Annotated in this window: 18 protein-coding genes; 12 read left to right on the top strand and 6 right to left on the bottom strand. The window is 63.8% G+C overall.

What is annotated here, in order from left to right:
• Positions 1 to 429: 429 nt before the first annotated feature.
• From CS1BSM3_RS18680 to CS1BSM3_RS18705, 5 genes are all read left to right on the top strand, one after another.
• Positions 430 to 2,361 (top strand): hypothetical protein, encoded by a 1,932-nt coding sequence (locus CS1BSM3_RS18680; protein ID WP_072389430.1) that lies wholly within the window; start codon positions 430 to 432, stop codon positions 2,359 to 2,361.
• 23 nt (positions 2,362 to 2,384) lie between these two features.
• Positions 2,385 to 4,292: a hypothetical protein gene (locus CS1BSM3_RS18685; RefSeq protein ID WP_072389432.1), complete on the top strand. Its 1,908-nt coding sequence runs from the start codon at positions 2,385 to 2,387 to the stop codon at positions 4,290 to 4,292.
• 779 nt (positions 4,293 to 5,071) lie between these two features.
• Entirely contained in the window at positions 5,072 to 5,557 is a 486-nt protein-coding gene (locus tag CS1BSM3_RS18695; protein ID WP_072389436.1) for a hypothetical protein, read from the top strand.
• Between the two features lie 222 nt (positions 5,558 to 5,779).
• On the top strand, positions 5,780 to 6,343 hold the full coding sequence (locus CS1BSM3_RS18700; protein ID WP_072389438.1) for a flavin reductase family protein: 564 nt from the start codon (positions 5,780 to 5,782) through the stop codon (positions 6,341 to 6,343).
• Positions 6,344 to 6,490: 147 nt separating this feature from the next.
• Positions 6,491 to 7,483 (top strand): zinc-dependent alcohol dehydrogenase family protein, encoded by a 993-nt coding sequence (locus CS1BSM3_RS18705; RefSeq protein ID WP_072389440.1) that lies wholly within the window; start codon positions 6,491 to 6,493, stop codon positions 7,481 to 7,483.
• A 4-nt stretch (positions 7,484 to 7,487) separates the two neighbouring features.
• Here the strand turns inward: CS1BSM3_RS18705 and CS1BSM3_RS18710 are convergent, their stop codons facing one another.
• Positions 7,488 to 8,174 (bottom strand): CBS domain-containing protein, encoded by a 687-nt coding sequence (locus CS1BSM3_RS18710; RefSeq protein WP_072389442.1) that lies wholly within the window; start codon positions 8,172 to 8,174, stop codon positions 7,488 to 7,490.
• Positions 8,175 to 8,333: 159 nt separating this feature from the next.
• On the opposite strand from CS1BSM3_RS18710, the gene CS1BSM3_RS18715 reads away from it, so the two are divergent.
• A complete protein-coding gene (locus CS1BSM3_RS18715) occupies positions 8,334 to 9,743 on the top strand; it encodes an aminotransferase (RefSeq protein WP_072389444.1) in 1,410 nt (469 codons plus the stop codon).
• Between the two features lie 18 nt (positions 9,744 to 9,761).
• Here CS1BSM3_RS18715 and CS1BSM3_RS18720 read toward each other — a convergent pair whose 3' ends face one another.
• The gene (locus CS1BSM3_RS18720) at positions 9,762 to 10,715 is read right to left on the bottom strand and encodes a ring-cleaving dioxygenase (RefSeq protein ID WP_072394051.1); all 954 of its coding nucleotides are present in this window, start codon (positions 10,713 to 10,715) and stop codon (positions 9,762 to 9,764) included.
• Between the two features lie 161 nt (positions 10,716 to 10,876).
• Between CS1BSM3_RS18720 and CS1BSM3_RS18725 the strand changes: the two genes are divergently transcribed.
• Complete coding sequence (locus CS1BSM3_RS18725; protein ID WP_083528722.1) at positions 10,877 to 11,500, top strand: 2'-5' RNA ligase family protein; 624 nt, start codon at positions 10,877 to 10,879, stop codon at positions 11,498 to 11,500.
• Positions 11,501 to 11,514: 14 nt separating this feature from the next.
• On the opposite strand, the gene CS1BSM3_RS18730 is transcribed toward CS1BSM3_RS18725, so the two are convergent.
• Positions 11,515 to 12,240, bottom strand: coding sequence for a cytochrome b/b6 domain-containing protein (locus CS1BSM3_RS18730; protein ID WP_072389446.1), 726 nt, complete (start codon positions 12,238 to 12,240; stop codon positions 11,515 to 11,517).
• Between the two features lie 142 nt (positions 12,241 to 12,382).
• Here CS1BSM3_RS18730 and CS1BSM3_RS18735 point away from each other — a divergent pair, with 142 nt between their 5' ends.
• The 3 genes from CS1BSM3_RS18735 to mutT all read left to right on the top strand — a co-directional run bounded on the left by CS1BSM3_RS18735 (position 12,383) and on the right by mutT (position 14,774).
• Complete coding sequence (locus CS1BSM3_RS18735; RefSeq protein WP_072389448.1) at positions 12,383 to 12,862, top strand: EVE domain-containing protein; 480 nt, start codon at positions 12,383 to 12,385, stop codon at positions 12,860 to 12,862.
• A 108-nt stretch (positions 12,863 to 12,970) separates the two neighbouring features.
• Complete coding sequence (locus CS1BSM3_RS18740) at positions 12,971 to 14,353, top strand: ABC1 kinase family protein (RefSeq protein WP_072389450.1); 1,383 nt, start codon at positions 12,971 to 12,973, stop codon at positions 14,351 to 14,353.
• Positions 14,354 to 14,363: 10 nt separating this feature from the next.
• Positions 14,364 to 14,774 (top strand): 8-oxo-dGTP diphosphatase MutT, encoded by a 411-nt coding sequence (gene mutT / locus CS1BSM3_RS18745; RefSeq protein ID WP_072389452.1) that lies wholly within the window; start codon positions 14,364 to 14,366, stop codon positions 14,772 to 14,774.
• A 9-nt stretch (positions 14,775 to 14,783) separates the two neighbouring features.
• On the opposite strand, the gene CS1BSM3_RS18750 is transcribed toward mutT, so the two are convergent.
• Both CS1BSM3_RS18750 and CS1BSM3_RS28825 read right to left on the bottom strand, forming a co-directional pair.
• Entirely contained in the window at positions 14,784 to 15,707 is a 924-nt protein-coding gene (locus CS1BSM3_RS18750; RefSeq protein WP_174263727.1) for a DUF2865 domain-containing protein, read from the bottom strand.
• 215 nt (positions 15,708 to 15,922) lie between these two features.
• Positions 15,923 to 17,737 (bottom strand): Clp protease N-terminal domain-containing protein, encoded by a 1,815-nt coding sequence (locus CS1BSM3_RS28825; RefSeq protein WP_072389456.1) that lies wholly within the window; start codon positions 17,735 to 17,737, stop codon positions 15,923 to 15,925.
• Between the two features lie 469 nt (positions 17,738 to 18,206).
• On the opposite strand from CS1BSM3_RS28825, the gene argB reads away from it, so the two are divergent.
• Positions 18,207 to 19,154 carry an acetylglutamate kinase gene (gene argB / locus CS1BSM3_RS18760; protein ID WP_072389457.1) on the top strand — a complete coding sequence of 316 codons (948 nt, stop codon included), beginning with the start codon at positions 18,207 to 18,209 and terminating at the stop codon, positions 19,152 to 19,154.
• Positions 19,151 to 19,930 carry a pyrimidine 5'-nucleotidase gene (locus tag CS1BSM3_RS18765; RefSeq protein ID WP_083528725.1) on the top strand — a complete coding sequence of 260 codons (780 nt, stop codon included), beginning with the start codon at positions 19,151 to 19,153 and terminating at the stop codon, positions 19,928 to 19,930. Before argB ends, CS1BSM3_RS18765 begins: the two co-directional genes overlap by 4 nt.
• A 148-nt stretch (positions 19,931 to 20,078) precedes the next feature.
• On the opposite strand, the gene CS1BSM3_RS18770 is transcribed toward CS1BSM3_RS18765, so the two are convergent.
• Positions 20,079 to 20,627, bottom strand: coding sequence for a disulfide bond formation protein B (locus tag CS1BSM3_RS18770; protein ID WP_143149274.1), 549 nt, complete (start codon positions 20,625 to 20,627; stop codon positions 20,079 to 20,081).
• Between the last annotated feature and the right edge of the window lie 4 nt (positions 20,628 to 20,631).

The raw sequence follows: 20,631 nt of genomic DNA on the forward strand, positions 1-20,631 counted from the left end.
AGACGATTTGGAGCTCGCTCGGCGGATATTCGACGACCGAGAACCCGATCTCAGGCGCGTGCCGATGATAAGGTACCATTTTGGAGCCTTCGAGCCTCTGCATAACCCGCTATCGATTTTGCGGTCGCGCGATTTAATTCGCCAACATGTTAGTGGGCATCCAGGACAGGTCAAGGAGACTTGGTACCTGCTCACAAAGATGGGCCGCAGCGCGATGGACGAACTGGCGAACGCCGCGCAAGAATTAGCCTGGTACCGAGACCGAGCCGCGCTAGCCGTTCGAATCGCCGGGGGAGCTGGAGGTGCGGCCCTTAAAGGTAGGCAATACCTTCAGGAGGAGTACGCGGCAACGCCACTGAAGGGCACGATCCCGCCTATCGCCGATCGCGTTCGAGCTCGAATAAATTCACTGTCGGAGAAAGCTGAAATATGAGCGAGCGATGGCACGAGGGAGTTGCCTCTGCGGCGGGAGTAGAGCCTTCCGCGGTCGAAGCTATCCTTAGAAAGAGAAACATACGCACCAAGGTCGGCGCGCGGCCTGCACGGAAGCTGCGCATTACCTCGCTCACCTTCTCCGGCGAAAAGCGAGGCAAAGCTACCGGTCACTTTAATTTCTCCTGGCAAAACCTGGAAAACGGTGTCTGGGCGGTCACCAGCGACGGCACAAACCTCGTCGGCAAGTCTACTGTCTTGGAAGTCATTCTTTGGTCCCTGCGCGGCGACATTAAGAGTTTACAGTCCGATGTGAAGAAGTGGCTGGAGCATGTTACCACCGACTTCACCCTCGACGGACAAAAGCATGCCGTGGACTTCCGGGTCGAGAAAGGCGTGCCCGTCGGCACGCTCTCACGCACGCTTCCCAGTGGTGACGTTGAAATGATCGACAGCTTCGAGACCCATGTAGGATTTCGCGCTGCAATGTCGCGCTTTATGATGGAGGCGCTCGACCTCGATCCAATCCCGTATCAACGCGGCAAGGACGAAACTGCGACAGTGTCGGAGCATGGTTGGAGCGCGCTATCAGGCGGACTCTACTTCGGCGGCGAACATCAGTTTCTTCTCGGCGAAACTCAATTCGGCGGCCTTCCAGGTCGCATCCTTCAGCTCTATGTAGGACTACCCTGGGCATCAACCGTTATGCAAGCGTCGACCGCTCTGAAGGAACTCACCACAGAGGACCAACGCGCGAAGGCAGTGCAGCAGGCAGCTGTTCAGAAGAGTGCGCAAACACGCGGCCAGATTGAAGCTGACTTGGCGAGCGCTCGCAATCGACTCTCTACCCTTGCAGGCGATGCCGACTTCGCTGCGCGTGTCAACGGGCTTGCGGAAGCCGTGGTCAAGGCCACTACGTCTTACAATGAAGTTGAGCGCAGGCTCGTTGAAGCAGAGGATGAGGCGCAGCAGTTCCGAAATGTGGCAGATGCCGACGAGCGTGAATCTCGCGGAATACGCGAGACATTCGTTGCGGCCAGTTTCTTCAACGGACTGCAGCCAACCTGCTGCCCGCGCTGCGAAACGAGCGTGACGAACGAGCGGATCATGCGCGAGCAGACGGATTTCAGCTGCTCGGTGTGTGCCGAACCGATTCCGTCCGAGAAGATGGAGGACGTGAACCAGCGATTGACAGAAGCTAACGAGAGGGCGACTGCGACGCGTGCCGCCTCTAATCGCGCAGCGGCAGTAGTTGCTGAGTTGAAGGGACTATTGCAAGTCGAGCGGGAGCGCATGCTCCAAGCACGCTCCGCGCTTGGGGCCGCTCCCGCATCAAGCGGCTTACGCACGCGGCGCGACATCGAGCTTGAGATCGCAAAGCTCGAAGGCATGCTTGAAGCCCACTCCGATAGTGCAGCCACCCCAGAGCCAGCACCCGACCGCCCGGTGGTAAGTGCAGCCCACGACTTCGCAAAGCAAGCGATGGATGATGCGGCCCAAAACCTGCTGGCCGCATTAGACAAGGAAGTTCTGAACCTCGCCCAGCGTTTCGGGTTCGTATCGTTGGAGTCAGTCAAGATCGACGCGCAAGCCCGCATGGAGATAGGAAAGGGGGGAGCGACAACGATTTTCGGGGACTTGACCAAGGGTGAGAGGTTGCGGTTGCGCCTTGCGACCGCCATCGCACTCTTGAGAATTGGCAGAACGCTTGGCGTCGGGCGCCATCCTGGGCTGCTGATCATCGACTCTCCCGGTGCGGAAGAGACGGAGGACAGCAACTTGGAAGCTTTGCTTCATGAACTGCGCAAGATCGCTGATGACGAAGTTGGAATACAAGTCATCGTATCGAGCGCGAAGGCAAGTGAGGTCGTCGCTCTATTGAACCCCGACAATTGCAAGGTTGCTAGAAAAGGTAAGTACCTTTGGTGACGTTGGACTGAGGAATTTTCTGCATGTCAACAGTCACAGCCATAGAATCCCTGATATCCAGCGGCGAGCCGGTTACCATGGACGCTATCGGCGGCCGTGCAGTCATCGAGGTCGAACAGGATGAACTCTTGCGGTCGCCGCACCTAGATGTCTTGGTCGGATGGGCCGCGAGCGCTTCCGCCAGTGAGCAGATTTTCGCCGACGATCTCGTAATCAAGGGGTTCGAGCACGCGCGATACGCCACGACATTTAGGACTGCGTCGGAAGCACTGATCGCTTCGGAGACACTGCGCCATCGCGTTGGCTCCCGACTTGTCAAAGCTTTGGAGGCGCGGGCAGCTGCACGCAGCAACAATCGCTGCGGCCTCATTGCGGCCTATGCCCTCGAAACTTGGCTGCGACTGGCTCTCGGCGGTGTTGTAACGCGTCACCGGCTCCTGTCGGTCCTCATTGAGATCGGGCCGAACGAGAATGGCCTCTTCGTGGAGCACGCAACAAAAATCGTCGGCGTTGCCTTTCACGCCTGGCGGGAGCACGACCTTCTTGAGGTCCTCGAAAGGTTGCGGAGAAATGCCGTGGCCAGTGGTGAGGCAACCTTTGAGTACGGCTATGCTTTGCTGTCTGTCGCACTCGAAGGTGACGACCAGCGTGCGCTTATGGATGGACTGGAGTCCGCCCGCACACTGTTCGCGGAGGCTGCTCTCATCGATGCCGACCGATCCGAAGCGCGGGTCTACGCCGCTGTCATAAATATCGCTCAGAGATTTGCCCGCGGCGCGCCCGCGACGGATCTGCAGTTCGCGGTCGACGCATTAGTGGTCGCCGCTTCGGATCGAGCTTTCTTGCTTTCCGCTGATCGACTTCCTGATTGGCTCGCTCCACGGTGGGATCGGGACGTGCAATGGTTCAGGTTGCTGGATGCCATTCCGCGTTTGGCCGCGGAACTTGATCGACCGAGCTGGTTGCATGCCTGCGAAGTACTCGACCGCCTATTGCAAGTTTATGACGCGGATCGCACAATTGCAGGAGGGGCTGGGTTTGGCCTCCTTTTAAAGCCCCGTCTTGAGGCCAGCTTCATCAGGAACAAAGGGCTTCTCGCGCACCTCGAAGACAGACTTCGCGACCCCAAATTCATTGGGGAATACCGCGACGTTGCGTCCGCCCTGCGAGAGCGGATCTTTTCCATGGCTGCGGAGCCAAGCACGCCGGGAAAACCCAAAGAGGGCGCTTACATTCAGGAGCTCCGGGGCGCCCTCAATGACATCGGAGCACCAGAGGAATTCACTGATCGGGTCATGGAGGCCGCAAGGGGGAAGATACATGCCGAAGACAGAATCGCGAATCCCGCGGTTCAACGAATTTACGCCGACGTTCGTTCAAAGCTGGCAGTCAGTTTCTACTATAGTGAGCAAGTGAAGGTGATGTTTGACCTTCTCGTGCTACAGGTAATTCTCTTCTGCATCGACCGACAGGATGCCGCCAGCAAAGAACTCGGCAGCCGCGGAGCTTACCTCTTTGCCGAGCATCCCGTTGAAGCGGATCTTCAGAAGGATCTGCGGGAATTCCTCGTCGGAAACATTACCACAGGAGGGGTTCAGACCGAGGTAGAGGGCATCGCCAAGGGGCGGGCCGATATTTACGTAGGCCACGGTGGTTGGCGCTTTCTGATCGAGTTAAAAAAACACGAGGGTGTCGTGTCACCCGACGTAGCGAAGAGTTATCTCGGACAAGCTGCCAGCTATCAAGGCACCAACGTCAAGCTCGGCCTCCTGGGCGTCCTAGAACTCGTTGACCGGACTGGTCCGCCACCATCGATCGAGAGCTGCATCTGGTACGACAGCCTGGTTCCCGAGGGCGACACCACGGCTAGACATCTCGTAGTGTTTAAGGTTCCCGGGCGAATGAGACGGCCGAGCGAGCTATCGAGATAAAGAGGTCCCTAGCACTCAGCTACTTCGTGGACGATCGGCGAGGATGGCAGCTTCTCAATTGACTGCAGACTTGGCATTCCGATCGCCACCGCCGCAGGCTCCTGCACATCGAATATCTCCTTTGGATAACGCAACTTTGCGCAGCGCACCGTCCGGATGGATGCCTTTGGCCCGCAGCTGCGACCGTCTACCGAACTAGCCCTGTGATACGTCCCTGCTGTGTCGCAGCAAGTGGAACGTGCGGCTCATGTTGCCGAAGGGGTGCCACCGTCAAACACGGTTCCTTGACAAGGCTTCGAACCGTTCGTGACCTGGCTGTCAAGGCCCCAAAGATCCTCAATGGTGGACTAGGCACGGTCTATCGACCGGGCTATAGAACCGGAGGTAATGCTCGCCAAATGACGGTATTGCACGAGAACGAATTCATCGATCCGACCGTGCGAGTGACGACCAATGAGAGCATCATCGTCTCGATAGGTAGCGATAGATGGCTCCTCGTGCTCCTCCAAAAAAGGGGAGAGAATTCAGCAGTGACAATTCCTGACGTAATGGTTGACGGTATGCCGACTCTTCACGGTCAGAAACAGGATTTTGGTTCAATAGCTTAGGCGGCTAATAGGCGATCGAGTGGGAATGATCCCGGATCGGGAGCCACTCGCAAGGGCCGGCGACCTCGTGGGGAGTCTTGCGTTGCGGGAGATCTACGCATCGCCCTCGCAGGCCATGATTTCAGGCTTGGCGGAGGGGGGAACGTCACCTGTCATCAGCGAGATGCAGTCATGCCCAGTAAATTTATACCTGTCGCCGTCATCGGCGCCTTTGCACTAGCGACGTCCGTTTTTGCCACCGCCCAGGCCTCCGTGAGCGGCGCGACCGGCGCCAAGCTCGCCCCGGCCGATGGGGCATCCATCACCCTGGTCAAGAACGGCAAGGGTGGCGGCGGAGGCGGCAAGGGCGGTGGAGGTTTCAAGGGCGGCAGCATGAAGGGCGGCTCCGGCAAAGGCGGCTTCGTTATGAAGGGCGGCTCTAAAGGCGGCCCCAAGGGCGGCATGAAGGGTGGCTCTAAGGGCGGGCCGATAATTGGCAAAGGCGGCCCGAAGGGCGGCTCGGTTCGCTGGAGCCGCGATCGCCGCCACCGGTACTATGGCGCGTTCTTCGCCGTGCCGTTCGGCTACGCCCTCTATGCGGGGAACTCCTGCTACGACTGGCGTTTTGGCCCTCGCGGCTGGGGCTACTACTGGAACTACTACCGCTGCCCGCTCTGAGGGCATCGTGTGAGGGCGACCGCCTCGCGCACGCGACGGTCGCCTCTCCTGCCTGATGCTGAGGTCGGATAACGGCGGCCCCTGATCCTCGCGAGGATTTAGGGGGCGCCCGACTGTTTGCCCGGCGCACCACGTGGCGCGGTCGATCGCCAAGGGGTTTGCAACTCTTCGCACCCGTTTGTGTTCCCGCAACAGGACACGTGTCTCCTGCGGAGCGGCACAATGGCGAAGCTTCCCGAGAAGACCGACTTTCCCGTGAGCCAAGTGCGGCGCTATCTCGAGCCCGGCTCGATCGTGCTGGTTTCATCCGCGTGGCGCGGCGCAACCAACATCATGACCTTGGGCTGGCACACGGTGCTGGAGTTTTCTCCATCGCTTGTTGGCCTGATGATCTCGAGCGGCAATCATAGCCATCGCATGATCCGTGAGAGCGGGGAGTGCGTCATCAATCTGCCGACGACGGCGCTGACCGATACGGTCGTCGATATCGGCAATACGACCGGTGCCGAGATCGACAAGTTCGCCAAGTTCAATCTCACGCATCAGAAGGCGACGAAGGTCGGGGCGCCGCTCATCGGCGAGTGCCATGCCAGCTTCGAGTGCCGTCTCCGTGATGATGCGCTGGTCGATCGCTACAACTTCTTCATCTTCGAGGTCGTGAAGGCGCACGTCGCCGCTTCGCCAAAACACCCCGAGACGCTGCACTACACCGGCGACGGCGTGTTCATGGTGTCCGGCAAGATCATCAGCCGCCGGTCGCGGTTTAGGCCTGAGATGCTGGACTGAGCGCACGTTGAGCCACTGCAGCGTGGGTTTGCGTGATATCAAAGCCTGCATACGCGTGCGTGCCCTAGACAAGGCAGAGATGGCACTGACGATGAGCGGGAGCTGTCATGGCGGCCGCTCTGGGGTGAGGGATGTGTGAGGCTCGCCATGCACGCCATGGTCCTTGCCGAGCCCGGCACGCCACTCGAGTGGCGCGAGGTCCCCGCTCCTGCGCCGGGCCCCGGGCAGGTGCGTGTGAAGGTTGCAGCATGCGGCGTTTGTCGCACGGATCTGCATATTGTCGATGGCGAGCTGACCGAGCCCAAGCTCCCGATCATTCCAGGACATGAGATCGTCGGCCGGATAGAAGCCGTCGGAGATGGCGTCGCGGCATTCAGGATCGGCGATCGCGTCGGCATTCCCTGGCTTGGGCACACCTGCGGTCATTGCACCTACTGTGCGACTGGTCACGAGAACCTCTGCGATGCGCCGCGCTTCACCGGCTATCAGATCGACGGCGGCTATGCCGAGTACACCGTCGCTGATGCGGCCTACTGTTTCCCGCTGCCCGAGAACTATACGGACATCGAAGCCGCGCCCTTGCTGTGCGCCGGCCTGATCGGTTTTCGCGCCTTGCGCATGAGCGGTGACGCGAGGCGGCTCGGCATCTACGGCTTTGGTGCCGCGGCGCACATCGTGGCCCAGGTTGCGCAGTTTGAAGGTCGCGCCGTCTATGCCTTCACGCGCCCGGGCGATATCGATGCGCAAAATTTCGCAATGAGTCTCGGCTGTGCGTGGGCTGGCGGCTCCGATGCGCGGCCGCCTGTCGAGCTCGATGCCGCGATCATCTTCGCACCAGTCGGCGCCCTCGTGCCGGCGGCGCTTGCAGCCGTGCGCAAGGGTGGCATCGTCGTGCTCGGCGGCATTCACATGAGCGACATTCCTGCCATGCCTTATGCGCTGCTGTGGGGTGAGCGCGTGGTACGCTCGGTTGCCAATCTGACGCGCCAGGATGCGATCGACTTCCTGGCGCTGGCCGCACGCACGCCGATCCGCACGCACGTCGAGCCATTTCCGCTGAGCGAGGCGAACACGGCGCTCGACCGGCTCCGTTCAGGCGCGCTGACCGGAGCGGCCGTGCTGGTGCCCGACAGCGCGTGACGACTTACGCGGCGCTCCTCGGCAGAATGCCGACGCGATTTTCGACGCGGCGAACGCCAGGTACGTTCTCGATGAGTACGCGCAGTGCCTGGCGCTCCGCATCGGAGTTCACCGCACCGTAAATCTCGACGGCGCCATCGAGCACGGACGTGCTGAGGATGGCCGAGTTGAGCCACGGCTGCGACTTGATCGCTGCCCAAACGGCCTTCTGGAGCTGCCCGTTCTGGGGGCGCGCAGCACTTGCCGTGATGCTCGCCTCCGCGAGCTTGCGAACCAGATCGGCGCGGCTGATCATGCCGACGAGCTTGCCATCGTCGACGACAGGCACCTGGCGGATGTGATGTGTGTCGAGGGTCTCGGCGACCTCGGAGAGGCCCATGGTCGGTGTCACGGTAATGACGTGGCGCGTCATTACATCTCCGGCGCGGAGACCATGGCTCTTCAGGTACTCGCGGGCCTGCACCTCGGCATCGTCGAAGATGGCGAGCCACCATTTGCGCTTTCTCTCGGTTCCCGTCTCGCTGCGGTGGCCACGGTCGGTCTGACTGACGATGCCGATGATCCGGTTGTCCTCGGAGACCACGGGCACGGCGCTGATGCGATGGTTGACCAGCAGGGCGGCAATCTCGCCCACAGTCGTCTCAGGTTTCACCGACACGACCTTGTTTGTCATTGCGTCCTGCACGTTCATGTGGCGACCTCCAATGCTGATTTTGTGGCAGTGTTCGCCACCCGAGGTCGGCTCGCGTTGATCTCCGTCAACTGGAGACTTCGCAGTTTTACTTGACGAAAGCCGCAAAACCCCTTGGCATGGCGCGTCCGGCAAGCAGGTGACGAAGGGATTGGAACGATGGAAGATACCGCCCGCAATTATCCTCTCGAGGATATCGACCGCGAGACCTTGTTCCACCCCAACACGTCGATTGTCGATCACCTGAAAAAGGGGCCGCACATCATTGCCGGCGCCCAGGGTGTGCGCTTGCGCGATCGCCAGGGCCGCGATCTCATCGACTGCGGTGCGGGGCTTTGGTGTGTGAATATCGGCTATGGCCGCTCGGAAATGGCTGAGACGGCCAAGCGGGCGATCGAGAACCTCGCCTACTATCACATCTTCGCGGGCACCTCGAACGAGCCGGTCATCCGCCTCGCCGAGCGCGTGCTCGGCCTCTTTCACAAGTCGGGCGCCAACCATCTCTCCAAGGTTTTCTTCGGGACAGGCGGCTCGGATGCGAACGACACGAACTTCAAGCTCGTGCGCTACTACAACAACCTGCGCGGCAAGCCGGAAAAGAAGAAGATCATCTCGCGCACCGGCGCCTATCACGGGCTGACCTATGCGGCCGGCAGCCTCACGGGCATCCAGGTCTACCACAAGGCTTTCGACCTGCCCGTGCCGGGCGTGCTCCACACCTCATGCCCGCATTACTTCCGCTTTGCCAATCCGGGCGAGAGCGAGGAAGCATTCACCGACCGCATGATCGCGGAGATCGAAGGCATCATCGCGCGCGAAGGCGCCGAGACGGTCGCCGCTTTCATCGCCGAGCCGATCATGGGTACGGCTGGCGTTCTCATGCCGCCCAAGGGCTACTTCGAGAAGCTCCAGAAGGTGCTCGACAAGCACGACATCCTGTTCATTGCCGACGAGGTCATCACCGGCTTCGGGCGCACGGGGCACTGGTTCGCGACCGGCGGCATGAAGCTCAAGCCCGATATCGTGACGCTGGCCAAGGGCATCACGTCGGCCTACTTCCCGGTCTCAGCCTCAGTGATCTCGGATAAGATCTGGAAGGTCCTGCTCGAGGCCTCGCCTGAGTTCGGCCCCGTCATGCACGGCTTCACGTACTCCGGCCATCCGGTCGGTGCGGCGCTGGGGCTCACGAACATCGACATCATGGAGCGCGAGGGGCTCGTGGAGCAGGCCGCCGAGGTCGGCGCCTATCTGAAGACGCTGCTGAGCGAGCGCATCGGCAGCCATCCCTATGTCGGCGAGGTGCGCGGCATGGGGCAGATGATCGCGGTCGAGTTCGTCGCCGACAAAGCTGCGCGGCGCTTCTTCGATCCGAAGGCGGGCGTGCATCGCATTGTCGGCGCGAAGGCGCTCGAGCACGGCGTGCTGTCGCGGCCGCTGCCGTTCATCGAGGTGACCTCGTTCTCGCCGCCGCTTTGCATGAGCCGCGCGGAGGCCGAGGAGGCCGTCGAGCGCTACGGCAAGGCGCTCGATGCGGCGACGCCCGAGCTTGCGAAGCTGGCCGGCGGCTGATCTCAGATCGGCGCGCGCTCAGTCGAGCGGCTTCAGGCCGGCCTCGATCTGCGCGCGCTTGCCCTCCAGGAAGGGCGGCAGGGCGAGGCGCTCGCCGAGTGCCTCCAGCGGCTCGTCGACGGCGAAGCCCGGGCCATCCGTCGCGATCTCGAAGAGAATGCCGGCGGGCTCACGGAAATAGAGCGAGCGGAAGTAATAGCGCTCGACCTCGCCGCTGGAGCGGACGCCATACTCGGCCAACCGCGACGTCCATTCGTGAAGGCTCGCGACATCCGGCGTGCGGAAGGCGACATGATGGACGCCACCGGCGCCCTGTTCGGCGGGAGGCAAGATCGACTGCACGGCGACATGCAGCTCTGCCGCGGGCCCTCCAGGGCCCATGGCAAAGACGTGCACCTCGCCCGCGCCGTCGGGGGAGGCATATGTGCGCTCCTCCCGGAGGTTCATGATGCTGCTGAGCAGCTCACCGGTCCCCTCGAGTGTGGGCACGCTGATCGTGATGGGTCCGAGACCGCGGATCTGATGCTCGGGAGGGATGGGGCTTCGCTCCCAGGGATGGCTCTCACCCGCGCCACCATCATCGAGGAGGCGGAAGCGCTGGCCTTCTGGATCCTCGAACAAGAGTGAGGCAATGCCGTCGATCTCGCTGATCGGGCTGTGCGCGAGCCCTGCGTCCGCCAGGCGCCGCGCCCACCATTCGACGCTCGCGCTGCCGGCAACCCTCAGGCCCGTGCACGTGATGGCGTGCGTCCCGCGCCGTTCGCGCGCCACCGGCCAGTCGAAGAATGTGAGGTCGCTGCCGGGCGAGGCCACGCCGTCCGCATAGAAGAGGTGGTAGGCGCTGGTGTCATCCTGATTGACCGTCTTCTTGACCAGGCGGAGGCCGAGCGTCTCCGTGTAGAAGCGCTTGTTTGCGGCAGCCGTCGCAGTAATGGCGGTCAGATGGTGGATGCCGGTCAGCTCGAGGCTCATGATCCATCTCCGAAGCCTGCAAAGCGCATAGATGATGAGCCGCAGGGAGCCGATCAAGTCGGTCGCCCCTCACGTGCGCCGCGACGTCGCTCGACGGGCTTGCCTTCGCTCCCACTCCCGCGTATGTTCTCGTTATGTTCTGAGTTGGAGGTTGGTGCGTCATGCCTATAGGAGCGTCTGCGTATCCCGGGCCACAGCAGTTGGCATTCGATTTCTATCGGGTGCCACAGCGTCCCCTACCCAAGCGGGCAACGGACAATCTCTATTTCGCCGTGCTGCCGGATCCCGAGGCGGCGCGGCGTATGACGGAGGTCGGGGCGAGGTTCAGAGAGCGGTACGACCTGCCGGGGCGCGTCCACCCGGCCCATCTCCTTCACATCTCCCTGGCCCATGTAGGCCTATTTGCTGGTCTCCCAGCCCCTATCGTTTCGGTTGCGAGGCGGGCGGGTGCTGCAATTCGGATGGCACCCTTTGAAGTGAGCTTCGACCGTGTGATCGGCTTCAGCGGTGGGCAACACTCGCTAGTGCTGCGCTGTGCTCGAGGTGATGGCGAGTTTACCGAGCTGAGGAAGGCCATTGCCGGGACCATGCTCCGCGCCGGTTTTCGCGCGGATCCGTCGGTCGGCCTCACACCCCATGTGACGCTCGTCTACAATGGCCTGACTGTTCCCCCGACCATGCTCGATCAGCCGATTTCGTGGACCGTGCGCGAGCTTGTGCTCGTCGATAGCCTGCAGGGGCGGAGCCGGCACGTGCATCTCGGGCGTTGGCCGCTTCAGGCGTGAGCAGGAGGCGCCATTCAGCCGATCTTGCCGCCCGCAAGCGTGATACCGCCGAGCACGATGGCTGCCGCGAGAATGAGGCAGAGGAGTGCCACGAGCGGCGAGGCGATCTGTGCCTCGGGCTGATCCTCGAAATCCTTGCGGCGTTTGCGGCCCGTGATCATGGGACCGATCAGATCCTCGCGCTTCCAGATCGCGTAGGCGAAGCTCGCGAGAATGTGGAGCGCGATGACGATCAGCAGGATGTCGAAAAGCCAGATGTGCCAGCGCGTGGCGAGTGCCACAGTGGCCTCGCTGACTTTGCTGGTGAGTGGGCCACCGTGAAGGTCCGTGTGATCGTCGTAGGAGAAGAGCCCGAGGAGGCCTTGCGCGGCGACGAGCCCGAGCAGGATGAACACGACGGTGCCGCCGAGCGGGTTGTGACCGAGGAAATGGCGCGGCCGGCGCAGCAGGAAGTCGATGCCATAGCGGACGGCGGTCCAGGGGGCATAGGCAAAGGCACTGAAGCGCGAGGTCGAGCTGCCGACGAAGCCCCACAAGATGCGGAACGTGATCAGGATGAGGATCGCGTAGCCGATGCGCATGTGCCAGACGAGATCGGGATTGGCCTTGCGCGTGGCGTAGGCCAGCGCGATCAGGATGACGAGCGACCAGTGGAAGAGGCGCGTCGGACCGTCCCATACGCGAACTCTCGGCCTCTCCGACGCTTCCCCGCGCGATGCCGCGTCCTGGTCGACCGACATGGCTCCCCCTTGGCTCACCTCTGCTGATGGAATGGTATCCGCCGCGCCTTTCGGGTCAACGGCCCGCGCAATGACAAAGATGTGTGTGGCCGCTACAGTCGGCACATACGACGAATCTGCAACGGAATCAGGATCGCCGACGATGCCGAAATCGCCATCCCGCGCTGGCGCGGCAAAGGCCAGGAAAGCCGAGCCTGCCTATTGGCTCCTGAAGTCGGAGCCCGATGCGTTCTCCTGGGACGACCTGAAGGCCAAGGGCAAGGCCGGCGAGCCCTGGACGGGCGTGCGCAATTTCCTCGCGCGCAACAATATGAAGGCCATGAAGATCGGCGATCTCGGCTTCTTCTACCACTCGAATATCGGCAAGGAGGTCGTCGGCATCTGCAAGGTAAGCGCGCTCGCGCACCCCGATCCGAGCGACGACACCGGAAAGTGGGAGTGCGTCGATGTCGTTGCCGTGGCCGACGTGCCGAAGCCGGTGACGCTTGCGACCGTTAGGGAAACGCTCTCGCTCGCCAAGATGAGCCTCGTGACCAGCGCGCGTCTTTCCGTGCAGCCCGTGACGCCCGAAGAATGGCGGATCGTGTGCAAAATGGGCGGCATCGATCCCAAGAAGCTTTAGTGCGGCACGGCGCGGCACCCCGGCGCGTTGATCGGGCACACTTTCGACGCCATATCTGAGGACTGCTCACAGGACGGCAGTCACGCCGCGCCCGGAGGTCCCCTTCTGATGTCCGACGATGAGGAAGCCAATCGCCTGAGTGCCCGCGCTGCGCGCTACCTGCGCGTCGGCACGAACGTCGGCGCGGTGGCGGCCCGCGTCGCCGGCAGCCGCCTGCTCGGCTATGACCTTGATCGCGAGAAGAACGCCGCGGAGCTGGCCCAGGCGCTGGGCGGGCTCAAGGGCCCGATCATGAAGGCCGCGCAGCTTCTCTCGACAATCCCCGAGGCCCTGCCGCCCGAGTATGCGCGCGAGCTGGCGCAGCTCCAGTCGGCCGCGCCGCCCATGGGCCCCGCCTTCGTTCGTCGGCGCATGCAGGCCGAGCTCGGTCCTGACTGGCAGTCACGCTTCAAGTCATTCGAGCTCGCTTCGACGGCCTCCGCGTCGCTCGGACAGGTGCATCGCGCGGTCGCGCATGATGGGCGCGCGCTCGCCGTCAAGCTGCAGTACCCGGACATGCAGTCCGCGGTCGAGGCGGACGTCACACAGCTCAAGGTCGTGTTCGCCATCCATGCCCGCATGGATCCCGCCGTCGAGACCGGCGAGATCCTGAAGGAGATTTCGGCGCGGTTGCGCGAAGAGCTGGATTACGGTCTGGAAGCCCGCCACACAGCGCTCTATCGCCTCATCTTCCGCGATGATCCGCTGATCCGTGTGCCCGATGTCGTCCCGGAGCTCTCGACGCGGCGGCTCCTGACGATGACGTGGCTCGAAGGCCGGCGGCTGCTCGACTACAAGACGGCGCCGATCGAGGATCGCAATCAGATCGCGCGTGCGATGTTCCGTGCCTGGTGGTTTCCCTTCAGCCACTACGGCGTCATTCACGGCGATCCGCACCTCGGCAACTATACGATCTTCGAGGAGGGCGGCCGCCCCGCCGGCATCAATCTCCTCGACTACGGCTGCATGCGCACGTTCGCGCCGAAGTTCGTCGGTGGCGTCGTCGATCTCTATCGCGGGCTCCTCGAAGGCGATCAGGCGCGCATCGTCCATGCCTATGAGACGTGGGGTTTTGTGGGGCTCTCAAAAGAGCTGATCGACGTCCTCAATATTTGGGCGCGCTTCATCTACGGGCCGCTGCTCGACGATCGCGTGCGCTCGATCGCCGAAGGCACGACGCCCGGCGAGTATGGCCGGCGTGAAGCCTTCACGGTGCACAAGGCGCTCAAGGAAAAAGGGCCCGTGCGCGTGCCGCGCGAGTTCGTCTTTATGGATCGCGCCGCGATCGGGCTTGGCGGCGTCTTCCTGCATCTGGATGCGCGGCTCAACTACTTCGAGATTTTCAACGAGACCATCGAGGACTTCGATCTCGAGCGCGTCGGTGCGAAGCAGCGAGCGGTCTTCAACGAGGCTGGCGTGCCACTTCCCGAGGGAGTCGAAGCCAGCACATGACGGGGCCAATGTGACCAGCAAACCGATCGTCCTCGTCGCCGCGGCGGCGCTCATCGATGTCGACAACCGCGTGCTCATTGCCGAGCGCCCGCCCGGAAAATCCATGGCCGGCCTCTGGGAGTTTCCCGGCGGCAAGGTTGCGCCGGGCGAGACGCCGGAACAGGCGCTGCTGCGCGAGCTTCATGAGGAGCTTGGGATCGAGGTATGCGAGACCTGCCTCGCGCCCTTCACGTTCGCGAGCCACAGCTACGAGAACTTCCATCTGCTGATGCCGCTCTATCTCTGCCGCAACTGGGAAGGCGAGATCACGCCGCGCGAGGGCCAGCGCGTGAAATGGGTGCGCGCGATGCGCCTCGCCGACTATCCCATGCCCCCGGCCGACGTGCCGCTCGTTGCGATGTTGCGCGATCTGCTCGAGTAAGGCCCGTCTTCAGTCGCTGCTGAAGGCGCGATTGCGCCAGTCGGCGCGATCGCCGCCATAGCCGTGGCGACCAGTATTGCGCCGGCCATCGCGCGACTTCTGGCTTTCGGCTGCAGTCGGAGCCTTCGTCTCGGATGCGCCGACGAGCATTGCGCCTTGCGGCCGCCGAGATGGCGCCGGCGTTTCCTGCCGCGGTTCAGCAGAACCTAAAGCGAGGCTGGCCGGTGCTGGCTCAGGCTGAACCTTCGCCGTGACCGAGCGCTTCCGGCCTTGGGCGCGCTCGGCGTAGGCTCGATGTCGCTCCATGGACGCCGTCTCCCATGGATGGGGTTTGCACGTGCAGCCGGCGTCGTAGTTCGTGCGGAAGAGGAAGGCCGTCTTGAGGGCGGCGTACGGCTGGCCACGGACATCGGTCATCTGCTCAGGCTCGCCGCCGGGGTTCGGGTACACGTACAGTCGGGCAGATGACGAGCAGCGCGAACGGCAGGCGACCTCGTCCGCGGCAAAGCGGTCGGGCGTCGTCGCAAAGCTGATCGGAAAGAAGAAGCCATCGCAGAGGCGGACGCAGACCGTGCGGTAGGTGCCGCGCTCACGGCCGAACTCGCGCGCCCGCTCCATGGCTTCCTCGCGCGCCTCGCGCTCTTCCCGAAGGCGGTCCTCGCGCTCCTCCGCGCGCGTCATGGGGCGCTGTCGGCCCCTGAAGCTGCCGCTGCGCCAAGCCGAGGGGTTCGTGAGCTGATCGATCCAGCTATCGCTGGTCGGCAGGTACGCGGCCGAAGTCTGGATGAGCGCTTCCGTCGGCGGTGTGACGAGCATTGCGCGGCTCGTGGCGCCGAGTGCGAGGACGGCGAGCGCTGCGAGAGCGACCGCAATCGCGCCGCGAACGCCTTCCAACTTCTGCCGGAGATCGGCGTCGGTGACTGCTCGACGCAAGTTACGGAGAGCTCGGAACATTTTTCTACCGTATACGCAAGAACTGTATGGCCTTCAAAACCCGCAAGGCTCACCATGTCAACCAGCCAATCGTTACAACTGTTTGTTCCGGATGCGCATCTGAGGTCGAGCACCTGTCAAAATGCGCATGACGGAAAAATCGCTGCCCGGACAGGCCGCGCCATTGAAGCGCGATCAGTTGCGTGGCGTTCGGATCAAATTGAAAGGAAGCCGCGCGCCATCGCCCAGAGCTTCGGCCAGACGCTCTCGCCGGCCTTGCCGAGGAGGCCGCCGAGCACGGCGACGGTGATCCATCCGATCCAGCGCTTGAGACCGCGCGTGATATTGGCGGACACGCGGATGGCAATGCGTTGCTCTGGAAGGCTCGTGTCGGCAATCACGCCATCGGCCCCGATCGAGCGGGATGCCACGATGAGCGTCAGCTCGCCGGCGCCCCGGACCTGCGGGATGACGGTGAACCGCCAGACGGCGTAGTCGCTTGCAAGCTGATCGGCACGCGATCCTGTCCACTGCGTCTCGGGTGACTTCGGCTCGATGTAGAAGCGGCCCGGCTCGCCCTGGAGGCGCACGCTCATGGCGCGCGTGATCAGAAGCTGATGAACATGCGGCGCGCCGCTGCCCTGAAGGCCGCCGGCAGCCGCCACGCCCTCGCGCGCGATGCGGATCTCAACGGTCTCCATGACGCCGACCTTCATCCGGCGCGGGATGTTCTCGACGAGCTGGCCCTGTTCGACAGCCGCGCGTGGAGCACCGCGGCCCTGCCGAGGTGCGGGCTCGCGCCCACGCGCCCGATCGGCTCCACCTTGGGGAGCGCGCGCCGGAGGTGGCGGCGGATATGGGGGTACGGGCGGCAGCGGAGCCCGCTCGGGCGGGGCTTCCGGCCACGGCGTGGTTAGCTCCGGCTCCGGGCTTGCGCTCGGCGGCAGACGGAGATTGGGGCGCGGTGGCGGCGGGCGGGATGCACCAAGGCCGCGCGGTGGTGGCGGCGGCAGATTGGCCTCGCCGGGATGACGCGGGGGAATTGGCGGCGGCAGATCTGGCGCGCGGCGTCCAGCGTCCGGGCTCGGCAGCGGCGGCGGTCCGCCGGGCTCCGGCGCGGGAGGCTGCCGCCGGATGTAGGCATCGGTACCATCGCGCGACGGTCGCGCGGCCGCGGGCACTTGCGGCGCTGGCGTGGGCGGTGGCGCGCCGAAGGGGGCGGGATTTTCGTCTCTTGGCCGCGCATCCTCCCGCGCCACTTCGGGAGATGGCGGCGGCGGGCGTGGAGCCTCGACCGAAGGTGCCGGCGCTGGAGGCGGTGGTGCCGGGCGCGGGGGCTCGACCTTGCGCGCTGGCGGTGCGGGTGGCCGTGGCGGCGGATCCGGCCGGACACTCGGGAAGCCCATGGGCTCCCAGAGGGGCTTCTGCGCCGGCGGCGCGCGCGTACCGGCGCGCGGCTCCTCGGGGATCGGCGTGGCGTGGGATGGCTCTGCAGGTGGTGGCTGGGGCGCTTGAGTGGCCTCCGGCGCCTCTGCAGAAGCGGCGGTTGGCGCCTGCGCGGCGGCGCTCTGCCGGATGACGCGGATAGCCGCCTGGAAGGTCAGGCCCTGGGCCTTGAGGAAGGTCGCGGCCATGCTCTTGCCGTCGCCGACAATGGCAGCGAGCACGATGGCGCCGTCGATCTGCACATCGGGACGCGGGCTCTGACGCGCCGCTGCTTCCGCATAGGCGAGGATCTTGGTGAGGTCGGGATCGTGTCCTGGATGCGCACCCGGCGAGGCCGTCGGCGGTTGCTGGCCGAGGAAGCTCGCGACGTCATTGCGCAGGCGCGCCAGATCGACCGAGTTGGCGATGAGAACGCGCGCGGCATCGGCGTCCTCGGTGAGGGCCAGCAGCAGATGCTCGAGCGTGACGACGCTGTGCGACTGTCCGGCGGCATAGTCGCTCGCACGCGCGAGCGTGCCGACCAGCGCTTCCGAACGCGCGATCCTCGTCTCGAACGACGTTCCCTGAGCCATCGCCTGAGCCATTTCCGGGGCCGTCCCCTGCCGCCTCCGCCGGACACATCCGCCGCGCCTGTCGGCTACCCGTTCCCCCCGGATCGAGTACCGCAGACCATTCTACCGCTTAGAGCACGATTCACCCGCGACGGGAATCCGGCATTGCCGCCGGCCGGGTGGCAAATCGTCCAAAGCATCATGGAGTTAGTACGCCGCGTACGACTGCGGCGGACGCGCCACACGCCCGCACGGCTCCAAAAGCGTACCCGACGCCGCCCTTTGCTTCACGGCGCGTTGCGTCTGCGGCAGATTTGAGGCCCGCGTGCGTGGCAGAACAGCAAAAGTTCATTGAGCCGCAGTCGCAAGGCGCTATAAGTGCGCGCCGTGGCTCGCGTGTTTCAGATCGAGAAGTTTGCTCGGGACACGAGCAGCGAGTTTGAGCGGACTTCGGCATCGAGACACTAGGCCCCGTCGCGGCGGGCGGAAGAAGGACACGGCGATGGCAGAAAGCAGGGAGGCCCAGGCAGCGACGCCGGGCCAGGTCGTTATCGATCCCCAGGCGCAGGCGCGCATCCTTGCTGAGGCTTTGCCGCACCTCATCAATTACGACGAGGAAACGGTCGTCATCAAATTCGGCGGCCACGCCATGGGCGACGAGAAGCTCGCGGAGGCCTTCGCCCAGGACATCGTCTACCTGAAGCTCTCCGGCATCAATCCGGTCGTCGTGCACGGTGGCGGACCGCAGATTGCCGCGATGCTGAAGAAGCTCGCCATCCAGTCGGAGTTCGTGCACGGCCTGCGCGTCACCGACAAGCCGACCGTGGAGGTCGTCGAGATGGTGCTCGCGGGCGCCATCAACAAGGAGATCGTCTCGGCGATCAACCGGCAAGGCGGCAAGGCCGTCGGCATCTGCGGCAAGGATGCCAACCTGATGATCGCCAAGAAGATCACCGAGATGCCGGACCCGCAGTCGAACATCATGCAGGCCGTCGACATCGGCTATGTCGGCGATCCCGTCGAGGTGAACCCGCACATTGTCGAGGTGATCTCGAAGTCGGATCTCATTCCGGTCATTGCGCCGGTCGGCATCTCGCGCGAGGGCCAGACGCTCAATATCAACGCCGATACGTTTGCCTCCGCCCTCGCCGCGCGCATGAAGGCCAAGCGCCTGCTGCTGCTGACCGATGTCGCCGGCGTGCTCGACAAGGAGAAGAACCTCATTCCGCAGCTCAGCACGGAGGAGGCGCGCGATCTCATCCGCGATGGTACGATCAACGGCGGCATGATCCCGAAGATCGAAGGCTGCATCGAGGTCGTCGAGGCGGGCGTCGAGGCCGTCGTCATCATCGACGGGCGGGTGCCGCACTGCGTGCTGCTGGAGCTTTTCACCGAGCACGGCGTTGGCACGCTCGTCGGCGGGCAGCGAAAGCCGAAGAAGAAGGCATGAGCAGCGAGCAGCCACAGGACAACGCCGCCACCGCGGCCGACGCGGTGAAGAAGGCGCTCGCCCGTCACCGGGCGGGCTTCGATGCGACGCAGGCCTGGGTTTTCGATCTCGACAACACGCTCTATCCGGCCGAGTGCAATCTCTTCGCCCAGGTCGATCAGCGCATGGGCGAGTTCATCGCCTCATTCCTGGGCGTGCCCTTCGAGTACGCGCGCCATTTGCAGAAGAGCTACTACCGCCAGTTCGGCACGACGCTTTCGGGTCTCATGAAGGTGCACAAGATGCGCCCCGAGGCCTTCCTGGACTATGTGCACGATATCGATCTCGCGGCCGTGCCCGAGCATCCCGAGCTCGCCGAGGCCATCAAGTCGCTGCCCGGCCGGCGCCTCATCTTCACGAACGGCACGCGGGCGCACGCCGAGCGCGTCGCGGGCAAGCTCGGCATCCTCGACCTCTTCGAGGACATCTACGATATCGTGGCCTCGGAATACGTACCGAAGCCGCAAGCCGAGCCTTACCGCCAGTTCCTGAAACTCCACGGCGTCGACCCCAAGGCCGCGGCCATGTTCGAGGACATGCCGCACAATCTCGAGGTGCCGCACCAGCTCGGACTGACGACCGTGCTCGTACATTCATCGTACGTGGATCATCCCGTGCAGATCGGCATCCGCAACTGGCAGAAGCCGCCCGAGCACGTGCACCACATGACCGAGAACCTCACGGAATTTCTCGGCGATGTGCTCGATACGATCGCTGTGAAAGGTGAGCGGAAGTAGGTTTTCGTTTGGTGCGCACTCTCTTCTCCCTCTCCCCGCGTGCGGGGAGAAGGTCGGGATGAGGGGCGGCGCCAATTGCTGACGTTTGCGTATGCCGCCGCCCCTCACCCTGACCCTCTCCCCGTAAGGACGGGGAGAGGGGACAGCTTCAAATCTCCGACATGCGCCGCCGGGTATTCGTCGCCGACGCCGCGAAGGCGGCTTGAAGCGCGGCCACGAAGATCAGGAACGAGATGACGACATTCCAGCCGGCGAAGGAGAGGCCGAGGAATGTCCACGGCGCCTCGTCGCAGCGGATGACGCGCGTCGTCTCGAGCTGCTTGAGCAGTCCGCCGGAGCCGCCGCCGAGCGTCTGCGAGACGGATGCGCACGTATCGGGGCCTGGCCAGAACTTCCACTCGGCGCCCGCGTGATAGACGCCGAGGCCCGCATTGGCGAGGAAGGCGAGGGCGACGAGGAAGAAGAGGGCAGCCGCCCACCCTGCGCGATCGGTCGCAACCAGCACGAGCGCGCCGAACAGCAGGGGTATGCCGGCGTAGTAGGCATAGCGCTGCATGAGGCAGAGCGGGCAGGGCGCGTAGCCGCCGATGTACTGGAAGCCGAAAGCCGCGATGATGGACGCAACGGCGAGCATCAAAGCAATGGCGCCCGCTTTGTAGGCCGGATCAGCAGTGGCGGATGTCGGACGTTGGTGCATGGCC

Source organism: Hyphomicrobium sp. CS1BSMeth3 (genome assembly GCF_900117415.1).
Classification (GTDB): Bacteria; Pseudomonadota; Alphaproteobacteria; order Rhizobiales; family Hyphomicrobiaceae.